At 44.3% G+C, this 17,180-nt stretch carries 12 protein-coding genes; 10 read left to right on the top strand and 2 right to left on the bottom strand.

Annotated features, from left to right (window positions below; translation table 11 throughout):
• Positions 1–580, bottom strand: a 580-nt coding sequence (locus ODU55_RS05075; RefSeq protein ID WP_398582103.1) for an IS30 family transposase, incomplete at its 3' end; no start/stop codon positions are given.
• Positions 581–923: 343 nt separating this feature from the next.
• Between ODU55_RS05075 and ODU55_RS05070 the strand changes: the two genes are divergently transcribed.
• Together ODU55_RS05070 and hisS are read left to right on the top strand one after the other, a co-directional pair.
• The gene (locus ODU55_RS05070; RefSeq protein WP_398582102.1) at positions 924–1,625 is read left to right on the top strand and encodes a hypothetical protein; all 702 of its coding nucleotides are present in this window, start codon (positions 924–926) and stop codon (positions 1,623–1,625) included.
• A 113-nt stretch (positions 1,626–1,738) separates the two neighbouring features.
• Positions 1,739–3,022, top strand: coding sequence for a histidine--tRNA ligase (gene hisS, locus ODU55_RS05065; RefSeq protein ID WP_398582101.1), 1,284 nt, complete (start codon positions 1,739–1,741; stop codon positions 3,020–3,022).
• A gap of 80 nt (positions 3,023–3,102) precedes the next feature.
• Here the strand turns inward: hisS and adhP are convergent, their stop codons facing one another.
• The gene (gene adhP / locus ODU55_RS05060; RefSeq protein ID WP_398582100.1) at positions 3,103–4,128 is read right to left on the bottom strand and encodes an alcohol dehydrogenase AdhP; all 1,026 of its coding nucleotides are present in this window, start codon (positions 4,126–4,128) and stop codon (positions 3,103–3,105) included.
• Positions 4,129–4,571: 443 nt separating this feature from the next.
• Here adhP and adhE point away from each other — a divergent pair, with 443 nt between their 5' ends.
• From adhE to ODU55_RS05020, 8 genes are all read left to right on the top strand, one after another.
• Positions 4,572–7,223 (top strand): bifunctional acetaldehyde-CoA/alcohol dehydrogenase, encoded by a 2,652-nt coding sequence (gene adhE, locus ODU55_RS05055; RefSeq protein WP_398582099.1) that lies wholly within the window; start codon positions 4,572–4,574, stop codon positions 7,221–7,223.
• 618 nt (positions 7,224–7,841) lie between these two features.
• Positions 7,842–9,326, top strand: coding sequence for a threonine synthase (gene thrC / locus ODU55_RS05050; RefSeq protein ID WP_398582098.1), 1,485 nt, complete (start codon positions 7,842–7,844; stop codon positions 9,324–9,326).
• Positions 9,327–9,452: 126 nt separating this feature from the next.
• The gene (locus ODU55_RS05045) at positions 9,453–11,210 is read left to right on the top strand and encodes an ABC transporter ATP-binding protein/permease (protein ID WP_398582097.1); all 1,758 of its coding nucleotides are present in this window, start codon (positions 9,453–9,455) and stop codon (positions 11,208–11,210) included.
• Entirely contained in the window at positions 11,203–12,864 is a 1,662-nt protein-coding gene (locus ODU55_RS05040; RefSeq protein ID WP_398582096.1) for an ABC transporter ATP-binding protein, read from the top strand. Before ODU55_RS05045 ends, ODU55_RS05040 begins: the two co-directional genes overlap by 8 nt.
• Positions 12,865–13,458, top strand: coding sequence for an MptD family putative ECF transporter S component (locus ODU55_RS05035; RefSeq protein ID WP_398582095.1), 594 nt, complete (start codon positions 12,865–12,867; stop codon positions 13,456–13,458).
• Positions 13,455–14,114, top strand: a complete 660-nt coding sequence (locus tag ODU55_RS05030; RefSeq protein WP_398582094.1) for an energy-coupling factor transporter transmembrane component T — start codon at positions 13,455–13,457, stop codon at positions 14,112–14,114. The genes ODU55_RS05035 and ODU55_RS05030 overlap by 4 nt, the downstream gene beginning before the upstream one ends.
• Positions 14,078–15,505: an ABC transporter ATP-binding protein gene (locus tag ODU55_RS05025; RefSeq protein ID WP_398582093.1), complete on the top strand. Its 1,428-nt coding sequence runs from the start codon at positions 14,078–14,080 to the stop codon at positions 15,503–15,505. The genes ODU55_RS05030 and ODU55_RS05025 overlap by 37 nt, the downstream gene beginning before the upstream one ends.
• A 5-nt stretch (positions 15,506–15,510) precedes the next feature.
• Positions 15,511–16,788, top strand: a complete 1,278-nt coding sequence (locus ODU55_RS05020; RefSeq protein WP_398582092.1) for an MATE family efflux transporter — start codon at positions 15,511–15,513, stop codon at positions 16,786–16,788.
• The last annotated feature ends 392 nt before the right edge of the window (positions 16,789–17,180 follow it).

Below are 17,180 nucleotides of genomic sequence, written 5' to 3'. Positions count from 1 at the left end.
ACAGGCAATAATTTTTTATCTTAGTCAGTAGGACGGTATCAATTTCATAATGACCATTTTCCAAGCGAAGATTAATAACGTCAGGACGTTCTTCGATAGATTTACCTGCCGGCTTAAAGTTCGGACTAGCTTGCTTCTTGACACCTTTCCTTTTTCTGGGATAAAGCATGTCGGCCTTCGTCAATCCTAAATGACCATTATGAAACCAGTAGTAGATGGTTGAAATACCAACTTTCACTTGCTTCTTCTTCACTATCATTTCAGGAGAAAACTTTTGCTTATGATAGTGTAAAATCTTCTCTCTGATTTCCTTTGTTAGAATTAACTTTTTCACCGACCGTTTTCGATTGAATTGGTAAACAGTTTGTGCATAATCAGCAGAATAAACTTTTTTGTAGACCCCTTTTCGCACTTGTTGTAAGGTTGTCCCACGCTTGATTTCATTATGAATCGTTTGAGGCGCCTTTCCTAACAAGCCTGCAATTTCACGATTTGACTTATTTTCAAGTTTCCACCGCTCAATCAAGCGACGGTTATCTATTGTCAAATGTTTCCCTTTTGGTTTATAATACTTTTGCATCTCTATGCCTTTCCTTGTGTTTGTGGTGAACAACAAGTATAGCACAGAGGTGTTTTCTTATACCTTACATCAGATTTCATTTGACACCAGGCACCCTTGAAGCTGTTATCAAATGAAATCATCAACTTACTCAAACATAGTGAAACATCTAATTCTTGACTAAGGTAAGGTGGCTAACTTCATTATAGAACTTTCGATTTTTTCCTCAAACACTTTTAGTGAACAGAATTCCCCAAACTTTGCTAAAATAGTCAAAAAAGATAGAAAATACTTGACAGCATATATATATATATATAATAGTTATAGGACGAGTTCCAATTATTCAATATAAAAGGAGAACTGTATGAAAACAGTTGGAAAGTTTTTTGCGAAAAAGTTGGCTAGCCTCTTGGTTTTGTTACTGGTTGTTGGTCTAGGAGTCTTCTGGTTTAGAAATAGTATCTTTGCTTGGTTCCAAGGAACCCACAAGGTTCAATATGAGTTTGTCATTAAGAAGTTTGAAGCGGAAAGCAAGCTGGTTGTAGCAGGTGCTGAGGTGGACACGACTGCCAACCAGACCTTTGAAAACAATAAATTAAAGGAATGGCCAGACTGGACAGAACCGATTACCAAGCTCTTTGTAGGACGTGAGATGACTGTTGATATTCCTGTGCAGACGGAGTTCAAGTTGGTCTTGGAAGGGATTGGTCAGTCAGATGTTCAGATTCAAAATAATACCTTGACCTTCAAGAAACCTGTGCTTGTCGAAGTTGATTCTCAGCAACACGGAGAAATCAAAATCAGCAATAATAGCAATGGCCTGCTAGACAAGGCGGTCGATGTCTTCACTTCTGGACAAAAGGCTCAGGAATTTCTAAATGATAAATCCCAAGAAGCCATTTACAAGACAAGTGAGGAAGTATTGAATGATGCGGAACGCCAAGAAAAAGTAGCGGCCTTTACAGAAACAGCCTTAGAAAACCTCCTCAATCTCAACTCAGAAGAAAAACTTGAGGTTGAGATTGAAGCGGCCGACTTGAATTTCCAGATTGTAGACAAGAAATAGCTTTTTAAACAAGGTCGTGTCAGGAGGCACGACTTTTTGTCTGCTCTGCCATTTCCAAAAAAGTCCAAAATATGATAAAATAAAGGACAAGATTTAGAGAAATGAGAAATACCATGAAACTACAAAAACCAAAGGGAACACAGGATTTACTACCGCAGGATTCTGGCAAATGGCAGTATGTGGAAAATTTTACCCGCAGCATTTTTAAACAGTACAATTACGCTGAGATTCGCACACCGATCTTCGAGCATTATGAGGTCATCAGCCGTTCGGTTGGGGATACGACAGACATTGTGACCAAGGAGATGTACGATTTCTATGACAAGGGAGAGCGTCATATCACCCTCCGTCCAGAAGGTACGGCACCGGTTGTTCGTTCTTATGTAGAAAACAAGCTCTTTGCTCCAGAAGTGCAAAAGCCGGCTAAGTTCTACTACATGGGCCCAATGTTCCGCTATGAGCGTCCGCAGGCAGGTCGTCTCCGTCAGTTCCACCAGATTGGTGTGGAGTGCTTTGGTTCCAATAACCCAGCGACAGACGTAGAAACCATTGCCATGGCATACCACTTCTTTGAGGAGCTGGGAATTCAGAATATCCGCCTCCATCTCAATAGTCTGGGAAATCCAGAGAGCCGTGCAGCCTACCGTCAGGCTTTGATTGACTATCTGACGCCGCTCAAGGAACAGTTGTCTAAAGATAGCCAGCGCCGTCTAGAAGAAAATCCTTTGCGTGTGTTGGATTCCAAGGAAAAAGAAGACAAGGTCGCAGTGGAAAATGCACCGTCCATCTTAGACTACCTAGATGAAGAAAGTACTGCTCACTTTGAAGCAGTTAAGACTATGTTGGACAGCTTAGGCATTGCTTATGTGATTGACACCAACATGGTGCGTGGTCTGGACTACTATAACCATACTATTTTCGAGTTTATGACCGAGGTTGGTGGCAACGACCTGACCATCTGTGCCGGCGGTCGTTACGACGGTTTGGTGTCCTATTTCGGTGGACCTGAAACACCAGCATTTGGCTTTGGCATGGGGATTGAGCGCCTCATCCTCGTCCTTGAAAAGCAAGGCATTGAACTCCCTCTCGACACCCAGCTAGATGTCTACATCGCTGTTTTGGGTCAGGAGGCCAATGGCGGAGCGCTCGAGTTGGTTCAAGCCATCCGCAAGCAAGGCTTCCGAGCAGAGCGAGATTACCTTGACCGCAAGCTCAAGGCCCAGTTTAAGTCAGCAGATGTCTTTGGAGCTAAGGCCATCATTACCCTGGGTGGTAGCGAAATCGAATCAGGACAGGTTGTGGTTAAAAATAACCAGACAAGAAGTCAAGTTGAAACAAGCTTGGAAGCACTCAAAACAGATTTCGCAAGTATTTTAGCAGAATTGGAGAAGCAGTAGTCTAGGCTGCTTCTTTTTTATTTTAGAAAGCAAAAAAGAAGCGATTGGATAATCACTTCTTGAAAATAGTGGAGAGCGAATTAGTGATGGTGGCAGAAATCAAGGACCATACGACCTTGAATAGTACCAGCGGCCATTTCATCAAAGACTGCTTCGGCATCGTCCACAGGACGTTTTTGAACGACTGGGACAACTAGTCCTATAGCACCGAAGTGGAAGGCTTCTTCTAGGTCTTTACGAGTACCAACTAGAGAGCCGACTACCTTGATACCATCTAGCACAGTCTTGACAATGCTGAGGTCCATGTATTCAGATGGAAGTCCAACAGCCACGACATAGCCACCTGCACGAACGCTGTCAATAGCCTGGTTGAAGGCAACCTTAGAAACAGCCGTTACGACAGTTGAGTGGGCACCGCCTCCCGTTACTTCCTTGATATAGCCAGGTACGTCTTCTACTTCAAGTCCATTGATGATGACATCTGCACCAACTTCTTTGGCGAGTTCCAATTTATCATTGTTGATGTCTACAGCGATAACATGAGCGTTGAAGACTTTCTTAGCGTATTGGACTGCAAGGTTGCCAAGGCCACCAGCACCGTAGATGACAATCCATTGGCCAGGTTCCAAGTGCGCTTCTTTGATAGCCTTGTAGCAGGTTACGCCAGCACAGGTGATAGAACTTGCTTGAGCTGGATCAAGACCTTCTGGTACTTTTACCGCATAGTCAGCAGTTACGATACATTGCTCAGCCATACCACCGTCAACAGAGTAGCCTGCATTTTTAACAGTACGGCAAAGGGTTTCGCGACCAGTTGTACAATATTCACAAGTGCCACAACCTTGGAAGAACCAAGCAACACTCACACGATCGCCAACTTTTAAGCTAGTCACATCTGGAGCAATTTCAGTCACGATTCCGATACCTTCGTGACCAAGAACACGGCCCGGTACCTTACCAAAGTCACCTTGAGCAACGTGTAAGTCTGTGTGACAAACACCGCAATACTCAATCTGAACCAAAGCCTCGCCAGCTTCAAGTGGACGAAGTTCTTTTTCGACAACGACAACACCAGTAGATTCTGGATTAACAACAACTGCTTTCATGGCAGACCTCCTATGTATGATTGTACATCATTTTGATGTGTTAATATAGTTAATTTCTTGTTAATAATATCACAAAAACCAACATAATGCAAGTATATCAATAGATGCTGACGCGAGTATTGGTTTGGAAATAATCAGAAATTTATCCATATTTTTTCACAAAAGTTGTTTACTTGTAAGCGTTTTCTTGATAAAATAGATGTTGAAAGAGATCCTCGGTTAAATAGAATGACTCTTTTTTCCTTGTAAGCGAATTTCCAGAAATTTTTCAGAAAGTATTCGGAAATACTTTCTGAACCAAACAAAAAGTAAGCGCTTACTATGGCAAAACAGAAAAAATGTGAAAAAATTAACAATTTCTCTTTACAAATAAAAATAAAAGTTGTAGAATAACATTGTGAAAAAGTTAACAAAATGTTGACAAGAAAATTTGGAGGAACACAATGGCTGATAAAAAAGTTGTATCACCAGAAGAAAAATTAGTAGAAGCTCGCAAACACGTTGATGAGCTTGTTCAAAAAGGTTTGGTTGCTCTTGATGAGTTCCGCAAACTTGGTCAAGAAGAAGTAGACTACATTGTAGCTAAGGCTTCGGTAGCTGCTCTTGACAAGCACGGTGAATTGGCAATGCATGCCTTTGAAGAAACCCAACGTGGTGTATTCGAAGATAAGGCAACGAAAAACTTGTTTGCCTGCGAGCACGTGGTTAACAATATGCGCCATACAAAAACAGTTGGTGTTATCGAAGAAGACGAAGTGACAGGTTTGACCTTGATTGCTGAGCCAGTTGGTGTTATCTGTGGTATCACTCCAACAACAAACCCAACTTCTACAGCAATCTTTAAATCATTGATTGCCTTGAAGACACGTAATCCAATTGTCTTTGCCTTCCACCCATCTGCACAAGAATCTTCTGCTCATGCAGCTCGTGTTGTCTATGAAGCAGCTGTGGCAGCTGGTGCCCCTGAAAACTGTATCCAGTGGGTAACAAAACCATCTATGGAAGCAACGTCTGAGTTGATGAAACATGATGGTATTGCAACAATCCTTGCAACTGGTGGTAACGCAATGGTGCGTGCAGCTTACTCTTGTGGTAAACCTGCCCTCGGTGTAGGTGCTGGTAACGTTCCAGCCTATGTTGAAAAATCAGCAAACATCCGTCAGGCAGCACATGACATCGTTATGTCTAAGTCATTTGACAACGGTATGGTCTGTGCGTCAGAACAAGCAGTTATCATTGATAAAGAAGTTTACGATGAGTTTGTAGCAGAATTCAAGTCTTACAAAACTTACTTCGTTAATAAGAAAGAAAAAGCTCTTCTTGAAGAATACTGCTTCGGTGTGAAAGCTAACAGCAAAAACTGTGCAGAAGGCAAATTGAATGCGGACATCGTTGGTCGCCCAGCTGCATGGATTGCTGAGCAGGCTGGCTTCTCAGTACCAGAAGGTACAAACATCTTGGCAGCTGAGGTTGCTGAAATCGGTGAAAAAGAGCCATTGACTCGTGAGAAATTGTCACCTGTTATTGCCGTCTTGAAAGTTGACGGTCGTGCAGAAGGTCTTGAAGCAGCGCGTCAAATGGTAGAATTCCACGGTCTAGGTCACTCTGCAGCCATTCACACAGAAGATGCTGAATTAGCTAAAGAATTTGGTACAATCGTGCGTGCTATCCGTGTTATCTGGAACTCTCCATCTACTTTCGGTGGTATCGGTGATGTTTACAATGCCTTCTTGCCATCATTGACACTTGGTTGTGGTTCTTACGGACGCAACTCCATCAGTGATAACGTAAGTGCTATGAACTTGCTCAACATCAAGAAAGTAGGAAGACGTAGAAATAATATGCAGTGGTTTAAAGTTCCTTCTAAAACATACTTCGAACGTGATTCTATCCAATACCTCCAAAAATGCCGTGACGTTGAACGTGTCATGATCGTTACAGACCATGCCATGGTAGAACTTGGTTTCTTGGATCGTATCATCGAACAGTTGGATCTCCGTCGTAATAAAGTGGTTTACCAAATCTTCTCAGACGTTGAACCAGATCCAGATATCACAACAGTTTACAAGGGTACAGAATTGATGCGTACCTTCAAACCAGATACAATCATCGCCCTCGGTGGTGGTTCACCAATGGATGCTGCTAAAGTAATGTGGCTCTTCTACGAGCAACCAACTGTTGACTTTAAAGACCTTGTTCAAAAATTCATGGACATCCGTAAACGTGCCTTCAAGTTCCCAGAGCTTGGTAAGAAATCTAAGTTTATCGCGATTCCAACAACATCAGGTACAGGTTCAGAAGTAACACCGTTTGCCGTTATCTCTGATAAAGCAAACAACCGTAAATACCCAATCGCTGACTACTCATTGACGCCAACTGTGGCAATCGTTGACCCAGCGCTTGTATTGACAGTACCAGCACACGTTACTGCCGATACTGGTATGGACGTATTGACCCACGCAACAGAAGCATACGTATCAACAGTAGCTAATGACTTCACGGACGGTTTAGCTCTCCAAGCTATTAAACTTGTTTTTGAAAACCTTGAAAGTTCAGTGAAGAATGCGGACTTCCACTCACGTGAGAAAATGCACAACGCATCTACCATTGCAGGTATGGCCTTCGCCAACGCCTTCCTAGGTATTTCTCACTCAATGGCCCACAAGATTGGTGGACGTTTCCACACCGTTCACGGTCGTACCAACGCTATCTTGCTTCCATACGTTATCCGCTACAACGGTACTCGTCCAGCTAAGACAGCGACATGGCCTAAATACAACTACTACAAAGCGGATGAAAAATACCAAGACATCGCGAAAATGCTTGGACTTCCAGCTTCAACACCAGAGGAAGGTGTCGCTTCATACGCACAAGCTGTTTACGACCTCGGTGAGCGCATCGGTATCCAAATGAACTTGAAAGCACAAGGTATCGACGAGAAAGAACTCAAAGAACACTCTCGCGAATTGGCTCTTCTTGCCTACGAAGACCAATGTACACCAGCTAACCCTCGTTTGGCTATGGTTGACCATATGCAAGAAATTATTGAGGATGCGTATTATGGCTACAAAGAGCGTCCAGGCCGCATCAAGTAAGGATTTTCGTCATGATCCGTCGTTAAAGCTCCTTGCCTAACTTCAGTTATGCCTGCGTCGCTTTGCCTCGCCTCATTTAGAAAATCATCCCTTGATGACTGGGTTTACCTTCGCCTTCGCCGTCTAGACTCTCTTAGGAAAAACTGATTTCAAAATGAACGTGTAAGTGTTTGTTGGACAAGTCTTTCCTTGATTGAGGATAACTTGCGTCACGATACATCGTTAAAGCTCCTTGCCTAACTTTAGTTATGCCTACGTCGCTTTGCCTTGTCTCGCTTAGAAAATCATTCCTTGATGAATGGGTTATCTTCGTCAATTTGTCTAGATAGCTTTTGGCTTAGAATGATTATAGTAGTAAGTTTAGGAACGTATGGTAAATCCAGTCTCGGTTAGTTGACTGACATATGATTTACAGGAAAATTGCCTCCAAACTTTCATAGATACCGGTCTATCTTGGGATAGGCTGGTATTTTTGATGGAACTTGGTAGGACTAGAACAATAATCTGGGTAATATTGTTAGGAAACTAGGGTTAAAGCCTGACTTTTCCATCATATCTTGCCAATTTTCTGTCAATTTGTGGTAGAATAGAAAAAATAGATTTTTTATGAGGGATACCATGACACTAGTTTATCAATCAACACGTGATGCTAAAAATACTGTATCGGCTAGTCAAGCTATTTTGCAGGGCTTGGCGACCGACGGTGGTTTGTTTACACCGATTTCTATTCCTGCAGTTGACTTGGATTTTTCTGTTTTGAAAGATGTTTCTTATCAAGAAGTTGCCAAATTGATTTTGTCGGCTTTCTTGGATGATTTCACGGCAGATGAGCTGGACTACTGTATCAACAATGCCTACGACAGCAAGTTTGACACGCCAGTTATTGCCCCAGTGGTTAAGCTAAAAGGTCAATACAACTTGGAGCTCTTCCGAGGCTCAACCATTGCCTTCAAGGATATGGCTCTGTCCATCCTGCCTTACTTGATGACGACAGCAGCGAAAAAACACGGTTTGGAAAATGAGATTGTCATCTTGACTGCGACTTCAGGCGATACGGGCAAGGCAGCCATGGCTGGTTTTGCAGACGTTCCTGGCACGCAAATCATCGTCTTCTACCCACGCGACGGGGTGTCTAAGGTCCAAGAATTGCAGATGACCACGCAGACAGGGGCTAATACGCACGTGGTGGCCATTGACGGTAACTTCGACGATGCCCAAACCAATGTCAAACACATGTTCAACGATGAGGCCCTTCGTGCCAAGTTGGCGGCCAAGAAACTTCAGTTTTCATCTGCCAACTCTATGAACATCGGCCGCTTGGTGCCACAGATTGTTTACTATGTCTATGCCTACGCTCAGCTGGTCAAGACTGGCGAGATTGCGGCGGGCGACAAGGTCAACTTCACCGTTCCAACAGGAAACTTTGGAAACATCTTGGCGGCTTATTATGCCAAACAAATCGGTCTGCCAGTTGGCAAGCTTATCTGTGCGTCCAACGATAACAACGTTCTGACCGACTTCTTCTCGACAGGCGTTTACGACAAGAACCGTACCTTCCGCGTGACCACCAGTCCGTCCATGGACATCTTGGTGTCTTCTAACTTGGAGCGGTTGATTTTCCACCTCTTTGGCAATGACGCTGGCAAAACAGCCGAGCTCATGGAAGCATTGAACAAGGCTGGTCAGTATGACATTCAAGGGGCTGACGCGGATATCCTCTCTCTCTTTGCGGCCGCCTTTGCGACAGAAAAAGAAACTGCTGCGGAAATCAAGCGTGTCTATGACGAGTCAGACTACATTGAAGATCCACATACGGCTGTTGCCTCAGCTGTCTATAAACAGTATGTGGAGCAAACAGGTGACCAAACTCCGACAGTGATTGCTTCTACAGCAAGTCCGTACAAGTTTCCAGTAGTTGCGGTTGAGGCTGTGACAGGCCAATCAGGCTTGACCGACTTTGAAGCCCTGGCAAAACTGCATGAGATTTCAGGTGTAGCCCTACCACCAGCTGTGGACGGCTTGGAAACCGCACCTGTTCGCCACAATACCGTTGTTGCAGCTGCAGATATGCAGGTTGAAGTAGAACGCTATTTGGGTGTTTAATAAAAAATAACTTATGACAAACTGCTCATGTGGAGTGGTTTGTTTTTTTATCTTATTAAAATTAAAATTTACAGACAATTCAAATAATGGTATACTATAATGGAATATGTTTTAGAGAGGTAAACAATGGCACAAGAAGAAAAAATTTCTCGTGAAAAGAAAAAAGCCCTCTTGAAGCGACTCAAAGAACGCATCAAACCCAAGATGAAGCTGGTCTATTTGGCAGCCTTTCTATCCTGGGTGCAGTTTTTGATGCGGATTATTTCCTTCTATCTGATTGCTAAGGGCTTTGTGACCTACTATGAGGGCGGTCAGGTTGATTTAGTACGGTTTGTCCTCATCTTGCTGGGGCTCAATGCCTTTGGTTACGGTGTGGCCTTGATCGCCAAGCGTTTGCAGGGCTTGGGTTCCCAGTTTGCTCGGGATTCGCTCAAGCAGTCCTTTTTTGAGGCCCTCTTGGCCAAGGACGGTCAGTTTGCATCAAAAGCGACAGCGGCGGATGTTTTTAACATCGCTTCGCAAGGAATTGACAGCCTGGATACCTACTATTCCTACTACATGGCTTCTTCCTTGCGGACCCAGTTCAACTGTGCGACTGTTCTCTTGCTGGTCTTTCTGATTTTTCCGCTGGGTGCGGTTATTTTCATCCTGGCCCTGCCTCTGATTCCCATTTCCATTATCGCTATGCAGAAGCGGTCCAAGCGGATTATGAATCGCTACTGGGGTTCCTACATGGATGTGGGCAATCTTTTCCTGGACGACCTCAAGGGGCTCAACATCCTCTATTCCTATCAGGCGGACGCGGCTTATGAAAAGACCTTCAATGAGCAGGCGGAGGACTTCCGCGATGCGACCATGGAGTTGCTCAGTTTCCAGCTGCAAGCGGTAGGTTACATGGATGTGGTCATGTATCTGGGGATTGGTCTGTCTGGTTTTGTGGCGGTCAATAGCCTAGCGGCAGGCAATCTCTCCCCCTTTAGTATGCTCTTCTTTGTCCTCATTGCGACGGAGTTTTTTGCACCCATACGGGAGCAGGGCTACGGTATGCACTTGGTCATGATGAATACCAAGATGGCGGATCGCATTTTTGGTTTCTTGGACAGCATGACAGCGGAGCGGGAAATCGATGCTGCCCATGTGCCTGTTTTTGACAGTCTGAAATTGGAAAATCTGGCCTTTGCCTACGGAGAAAAGCCAGTCTTAAAAGATATTTCTATGACCATGACGGCTGGCAAGGTCTATGCTTTGGCGGGCGAGTCAGGGCAGGGGAAAACGACCTTGGCCCAGCTGCTCTTGGGACGCTTGCGGGCGGATAAGGGAGCTATTTACTTGGGTCAGCAGGAGATTTCAGGTGTTAGTCAGTTATCTCTGAATGAGCAGGTCCTCTATGTGTCGGGCCAGTCAACCTTGCTCAACCAGTCAATCTATGAGAATTTACGCATGGCTTGCGACTGGTCTAAGGAGGACATCTTGGCCTGGGCAGATCAGCATGGGGTCTTGCAGTTTGTTAAAAATCTGCCAGACGGTTTGGACACGATTGTGGGCGATGATGGGGCTTTCTTGTCGCCTGGTCAACGCCAGCAGGTCATCTGTGCCCGTGCGGTCTTGGCCAAACGCTCCCTTTATATCTTTGACGAGGTGACGTCCAGCGTCGATCAGGACAATGAAGGCTTGATTTACGACCTCATTAACTTGGTGGCCAAGGATGCGATTGCTATTATTATTACACATAAGATGAAGCAGGTAGAGCAGGCAGATGATATTCTCTTCTTGTCTGAGGAGGGAGCTGTGACAGGCAATCATGCCACGCTTTATCAGACTAGCTCTGCCTATCGTCAGCTGGTTGATCAACAAAGAGAATTGGAGGAAGCAGTTTATGGATAAGAAAGAAATGCCAACAAGTGTGCTGATTCCGAGACTCTTAGGCTCGATGCAACACCTCTTGTCACGGATTGCGGTGGCGGTTTGCTTTGCGGTCTTGGGACAGGTGGTGACCATTGCTATTCCAGTCATCTTGGTCTATCTGGCTTTCGATGCCCTTACTGGCAATCCTGCTCCGCTATGGACCTTGGGAGCTCTAGTCATTCTAGCTCTTCTGCGGGGTGCCTTCCGCTATGGCGAACACTACTTTGGTCACTATGTGGCCTTTCATACTCTGGCTGCCTACCGCCGTCTGATTTTTGCGAAATTGCGGGCCTTGGCTCCTGGGAAATTGGATCGGCAGGACAGTGGTAGTCTGCTCAAGATGATTGGGGAGGACATTGAGGCCTTGGAGGTTTTCTTTGCTCATACCATTGCCCCGATTTGTACAGGGATTTTGGTGGCTCTTGGCTTGACGGTCTATTTTGGTCTGTCCAGCTGGGGCTTGGTCCTTTTAGCCTTGGTGACCTACGCCCTGCTGGCTATTGCCATTCCAAATCGATTTGCCCAGCAGTTGCAACCCTTGCTCAAGGAGCAAAATGCCAGTCGTAAGGGCTATGTTTCCTACTTTATTGAAAGTCTGAAGAGCATGAAGGATCTCATGCAGTTCCAGCAGACAGATGCTCGTTTTGCCAATCTGACACAGAAAAGTCAAGAGGTCAATGGTCAGGAGCGAAAGGTTGCCCAGACCAACTTTATGCAGTATGCTGTTTCCTTCTTGGTGGTGGGCCTGTCTATCATGGGCTTTGCCTGGTTGACCTTCGACTTGCTTGGTAGTCAGAGCTTGGACTTGGCAACTGGTGTGGCCCTCCTGGTGTCCTTTACCAGCTCCTTTGCTCCCTTCTTGGAGCTCAGCCGTCTGCCTCTTGGTTTCAAGCGGGCTATGAATGCTGGTCGGAACATCTATGCTCTTTTGGATGAAAAAGAAGCAGAGCGAACAGGTGACTTGGTTGAGGTCAGCGTGACGGATATTGCTATTGAGCAAGTTGACTTCGACTATGATGACCGAGAAACAGGGCTTTATCGCAACCTGTCTGTCCAGTTTGAACAGGGAGGTATCATTGGTCTGGTCGGTGAGTCAGGTGCAGGAAAATCCACCTTGATGAAATTGATCATGCGGTGGTATGACTGGCAGCAAGGTCAAATCAACCTGTCTGGCTTGGATAGTCGGAAGGTGGACAAGGCTCATTTGCAGGCTTCCTTTGCCTATGTGCCTCAGGTGCCGCAAATCTTCCGCCAGACCATTCGGGAAAATCTCCTCTTGGGTCGGACGGATGTGTCGGATGAAACCATTATGGACTTGGCAGAAAAATGCCACATGAAAAAACGGATTTTGGCAGCACCGCAGGGCTTGGATACGCTTGTAGAAGCCAGTGACTTTTCAGCAGGAGAAGGACAACGCTTGGAACTCATGCGGGCCCTGCTCAAAAATGCGGACTGCTATATCTTTGATGAGCCGACCAGCAACTTGGATTCGCTCAATGAAGCCCGCTTTATCCAACTGGTTAAGGAACACTGCCAGGGCATGGTCTTCTTGATTTCCCATAGAAGCTCGACCATGGCTTGTGCGGATACCATTTTCCGCTTGGAAGACGGACAATTAGTAAAGGAAAAATAAATGAAGAAATTACAAGTAAAAGATCTGATGGTAACAGGGGCTTTTGCTGCCCTCTACTTTGTTTGTGTTGGTCTAGGAACCTTGTTGAGCTTGGTTTTTGATCGTTCGGGTAACATGATGTATGCACCTGCTGGAGCAGCCCTTTTGGCAGGACCTGTTTATATGTTATTGGTAGCCAAGGTTGGTAAATTTGGTTCAATTAGTCTAGTTGGAGCAGTAATGGCCTGTTTCTTTTTCCTATCAGGCTATATGACAGCGGCCTTTCTCCCAAGCTTGACCTTTGGTTTTTTGGCAGAAATGGTAGCGAAGTCAGGTCACTATAAACAAAAATGGACCAATCTTCTTAGCTATATCATTTTCTCTTTTGGAAACCTGGGACCGATTATTCTTATGTGGTTCATGCGTGATACCTATGAGGCCAATCTTTTGGCACGTGGAAAATCAGCTGAATACATCGCTCGTGTCATGCTTGATTTCACTCCAGGGAATGTACTCTGGTTGTCAACGACTATTATCTTAACAGCTCTTATCAGTGGTCTGTTTGGTCAATATATGCTTCAGCGCTATTTTAAACAATCAGGTTATCTTTCATGAAATTAGATGCTCGTACAAAAATTATTCTCGTCATCTTCACTAGTTTTACCTATGGGATGCGTCTTACAATACTAGAAAATGCAGTGCTGGTCTTAGGCCTTAGCCGGCTTTTCTGGTTTTCTGGAAAGCGGAAAATGGCTATAATGAGTCCGATAGCCTACTCTATTTTTTGTCTGTTATCCTATATTACATTTTTTCCAGCATGGTTGACGCATTTGTTGCTTGTATTGACCTATACATGGCCTCCGCTTTTGGCAGGACATCTATTGCTGATGACGACAAGTGGTTACGAACTCATTCATGGCTTACGGAAATGGCACCTGCCAGAGGTATTTCTTTTGACGTTGGGAATAATGTTTCGTTTCCTACCTGCCATTAAACAGGATGCTCGTACGATTTGTGCCTCTTTGAAGGTTAGAGGAATTTTTTTACGGAAGAGAGATGTGGTTTGTAAGCCACTCCAGTACATGGAGTTTTTCTTGGTTCCCTTGATGATGTCTCTCTTGCGAACAGCTCAGGAATTGACGGTAGCCAGTCTGACAAAAGGTTTGGCTGTATCTACAAAATCACCTGCATATATTCGGTCGTCTTGGACCGTGCTAGATTGGAGTCTTTGCTTATGTTGTCTCGTTTTTCTGATTCTCGTCCGGCTGTGACGGTAAAAAATGTAGCATTAACTTATTCAGGGGCAGATAAACCAGCCTTGCAGATAGAGAATCTGACCATTCCAGAAGGCCAGTGTGTTGTTTTATGTGGGCAGAGTGGCTCTGGGAAGTCTAGTTTTCTCAAGGTACTGAATGGTTTGACGCCAGAATATTATCCTGCTCAGCTTTCGGGACAAATTTTCTTAGGGAACTTGGATTTACAAAAATCTAGTCTGGAAGAAACATCTCGGCACATTGCTTCAGTCTTTCAGCATCCGTCTACTCAATTTTTTCATAGTCAGGTCTTGCAGGAATTGGTTTTCCCTTGTGAAAATCAGGGTTTATCAAGAGAAGAAATCGAGAATCGCCTGGCTTGGGTTATGGAATTATTTGGTTTGGCTTCTCTTAGCCAGCGAACGATTTCCAGTCTATCAGGTGGTCAGCAACAACGTCTAGCCTTGGCCGTTGCAGCTATGCAAGGGACAGGTGTCTTGGTTTTAGATGAGCCGACTGCCAACCTAGATCAGGAAGGGATTGCGATTGTACAGGACATCTTGAAAACTTTAAAAAGCCAAGGAAAGACCATCATTATTGCCGAGCATAGACTGTCTTATCTCAGTCAGTTGGCAGATCGCTATTTATATTTTCAAGATGGGCACTTGGTGACTGACTATCTGGCAGAAGAATTTTTAAATCGAACAGATTCCTGTCGTCAGGACATGGGGTTGCGTTGCTACGATTCGGAACCTTTTGGGCGGGCAATAGCGGAGCTGGCGGGCCAATTTGTTAATGATAAAGAGGGGTTACTTGTTGAAAATTTATCGGTAAGTCAGAAAGAGAATACTCTCTACAAGATTGAAAAGCTTTGCTTGGCACCAGGGCAGGTGGTGGGTTTGGTTGGATCGAATGGTTCTGGAAAAACAAGCCTTGCTCGTTATCTGGTCGGTTTAGCGGAAGATAAGAAGAGTAGGATTTCTTGGCAAGGTCAAACCTTGTCTGGTCGCCAGAGATTGGAAAAAACAGCTTTTGTTATGCAGGATGTTCGACTCCAACTATTTGCGGAAAGTGTTAAGCGAGAACTTACTCTTGGAAGGAAAAATAGAGCTGTCGATGAACGTTTGGTAGCTCGTTTTGGTCTATCGGACTTGTTGGAGAGGCATCCGGTCAGTTTATCGGGTGGTGAACAACAGCGCGTGATGATAGTGGCCAGCTTACTGGCAGATAAGGAAATTTTCATTTTTGATGAACCGACGAGCGGCTTGGATTTGAGACGAATGCAACAAGTTGCTTCTGCTTTAGTAGACTTAAAAATGAAGAATAAGTTGGTTTTGTTAATTTCTCACGATGAAGAGCTATTGAATCTTGTTTGTGATAAAATAGTAGATATTAAACAGTTGAAATAGAGATTATGAACAAACAAACCTATAAAGAAATTTTAACCATTGCCTTTCCAGCCATGGGGGAAAACCTTCTCCAGATGTTAATGGGAGTAGTAGACTCTTATCTAGTAGCCAGTATTGGCATCGTAGCTTTGTCTGGAGTTTCCCTTGCTAATAATATTTTAGCCGTCTATCAGGCGGTTTTTATTGCCCTAGCAGCAGCGGTGTCTTCTCGTTTGGCTCAGTCTTTGGGTGAAGGGGGTTCAGAAGGCATTGGAGGAACTGCTAGTGAAAGTGTCAAGTTTACAGTTTTTATCGGTCTCCTTTTAGGAATTTTTTCAGTTCTGGCAGGTCCAATAGTACTTACTAGCTTGGGGGCAGAATCAGAAGTGGTACAGGCTGGAGGTCTTTATTTGATATTGGTTGGTGGGGGAGCGCTTTTTTTTGGACTTATGACAAGTTTGAGTGCAATCTTACGAACCTTGGGGGAACCACGTTTTCCTATGTATATCAGCCTGCTTTCTAACATTTTAAATGCACTATTTTCAGCATTTGCAGTCTTTGTGCTTCATGCAGGTGTAGCAGGGGTTGCGATTGGAACGGTATTATCGCGATTGATTGGTTGTAGCCTGCTTTGGTCTCGCTTACCAATTTCTTTAAAACCATGGACCTGGTCCTTTGATAAAGAACTGCTTAGACTTGCCCTGCCAGCAACTGGTGAACGGTTGATGATGCGGGTGGGAGATGTGGTAGTCGTAGCTTTGATTACCAGCTTAGGAACAGCGACGGTAGCTGGAAATGCGATTGGAGAAACCCTGACGCAGTTTAATTATATGCCGGCTTTAGGGATTGCTACCGCGACAATCATCCTTACAGCGAAACACAGACAGGATAAGGCTATGGTCCGACATATTTTTCGAACAAGCTTTAGTCTTTCTTTGCTGTTTATGTTTTTGGTAGCTGGTGTGACTCATTTTGCGGGGCCTTTCCTAATCAGTCTTTATACTAAGGATATTCAAGTAGCACAAGCTAGTCAAACAGTATTATTTTATGCCATGTTGGGAGTTCCCTTTACAGCTGGTACTCTTATTTTGACAGCTCTGTGGCAAGGTTTAGGAAATGCTAGATTACCCTTTTATGCCACAACTATCGGTATGTGGCTAGTGCGGATTGGCATAGCTTATTTACTTGTAACATTTTTTAAAATCGGTTTGTCAGCCATTTGGCTCGCAACGATTTTAGATAATGCCTTCCGAGCAGGGGTGCTATTTTTTCAGTATAGGTATTCAAAACAAGAATCAATTTAAGATAGGGCTAAGAAAACTTTCAGTTTCTTTTAAGTTAGTAGCTATATACTATATTCAAGCTAGAAATAGCGAACAACTTTACTGAATTTCATTCAGTATCGTCATCCGTAAGAGCTAAAGCTCAAACGGCTGGCATATCTTTTTCATATAATCTCCAGAGAACAGTCGGCCGTGGCCGGCTGTTTTCATGTTTCGGCACATTTTGGAAGTTTGCTTAGTTATATTCGTCCATCTTTTCACCTAAAGGTGTCCCTATCTCTAAGTCGCAAGCGGCAAAGAGCTAGGTATCACATAATCTCTAGAGAACAGTCGACTGCGGTCGACTGTTTTCGTGTTTCGGCGCATTTTGGAAGTTTGCTTAGTTATATTCGTCCATCTTTTCACCTAAAGGT

The organism is Streptococcus sp. 2022WUSS037, assembly GCF_044427225.1.
GTDB lineage: Bacteria > Bacillota > Bacilli > Lactobacillales > Streptococcaceae > Streptococcus.
The sequence above is the reverse complement of the archived record's forward strand: the minus strand, read 5'-3'. Positions and strand labels throughout refer to the sequence as shown.

Bases quoted from the DNA above. Each gene is read 5' to 3' on its own strand.
- ODU55_RS05070 (WP_398582102.1), top strand. From the start codon at position 924: ATGAAAACAGTTGGAAAGTTTTTTGCGAAAAAGTTGGCTAGCCTCTTG.
- hisS (WP_398582101.1), top strand. From the start codon at position 1,739: ATGAAACTACAAAAACCAAAGGGAACACAGGATTTACTACCGCAGGAT.
- adhP (WP_398582100.1), bottom strand. From the start codon at position 4,128: ATGAAAGCAGTTGTTGTTAATCCAGAATCTACTGGTGTTGTCGTTGTC.
- adhE (WP_398582099.1), top strand. From the start codon at position 4,572: ATGGCTGATAAAAAAGTTGTATCACCAGAAGAAAAATTAGTAGAAGCT.
- thrC (WP_398582098.1), top strand. From the start codon at position 7,842: ATGACACTAGTTTATCAATCAACACGTGATGCTAAAAATACTGTATCG.
- ODU55_RS05045 (WP_398582097.1), top strand. From the start codon at position 9,453: ATGGCACAAGAAGAAAAAATTTCTCGTGAAAAGAAAAAAGCCCTCTTG.
- ODU55_RS05040 (WP_398582096.1), top strand. From the start codon at position 11,203: ATGGATAAGAAAGAAATGCCAACAAGTGTGCTGATTCCGAGACTCTTA.
- ODU55_RS05035 (WP_398582095.1), top strand. From the start codon at position 12,865: ATGAAGAAATTACAAGTAAAAGATCTGATGGTAACAGGGGCTTTTGCT.
- ODU55_RS05030 (WP_398582094.1), top strand. From the start codon at position 13,455: ATGAAATTAGATGCTCGTACAAAAATTATTCTCGTCATCTTCACTAGT.
- ODU55_RS05025 (WP_398582093.1), top strand. From the start codon at position 14,078: ATGTTGTCTCGTTTTTCTGATTCTCGTCCGGCTGTGACGGTAAAAAAT.
- ODU55_RS05020 (WP_398582092.1), top strand. From the start codon at position 15,511: ATGAACAAACAAACCTATAAAGAAATTTTAACCATTGCCTTTCCAGCC.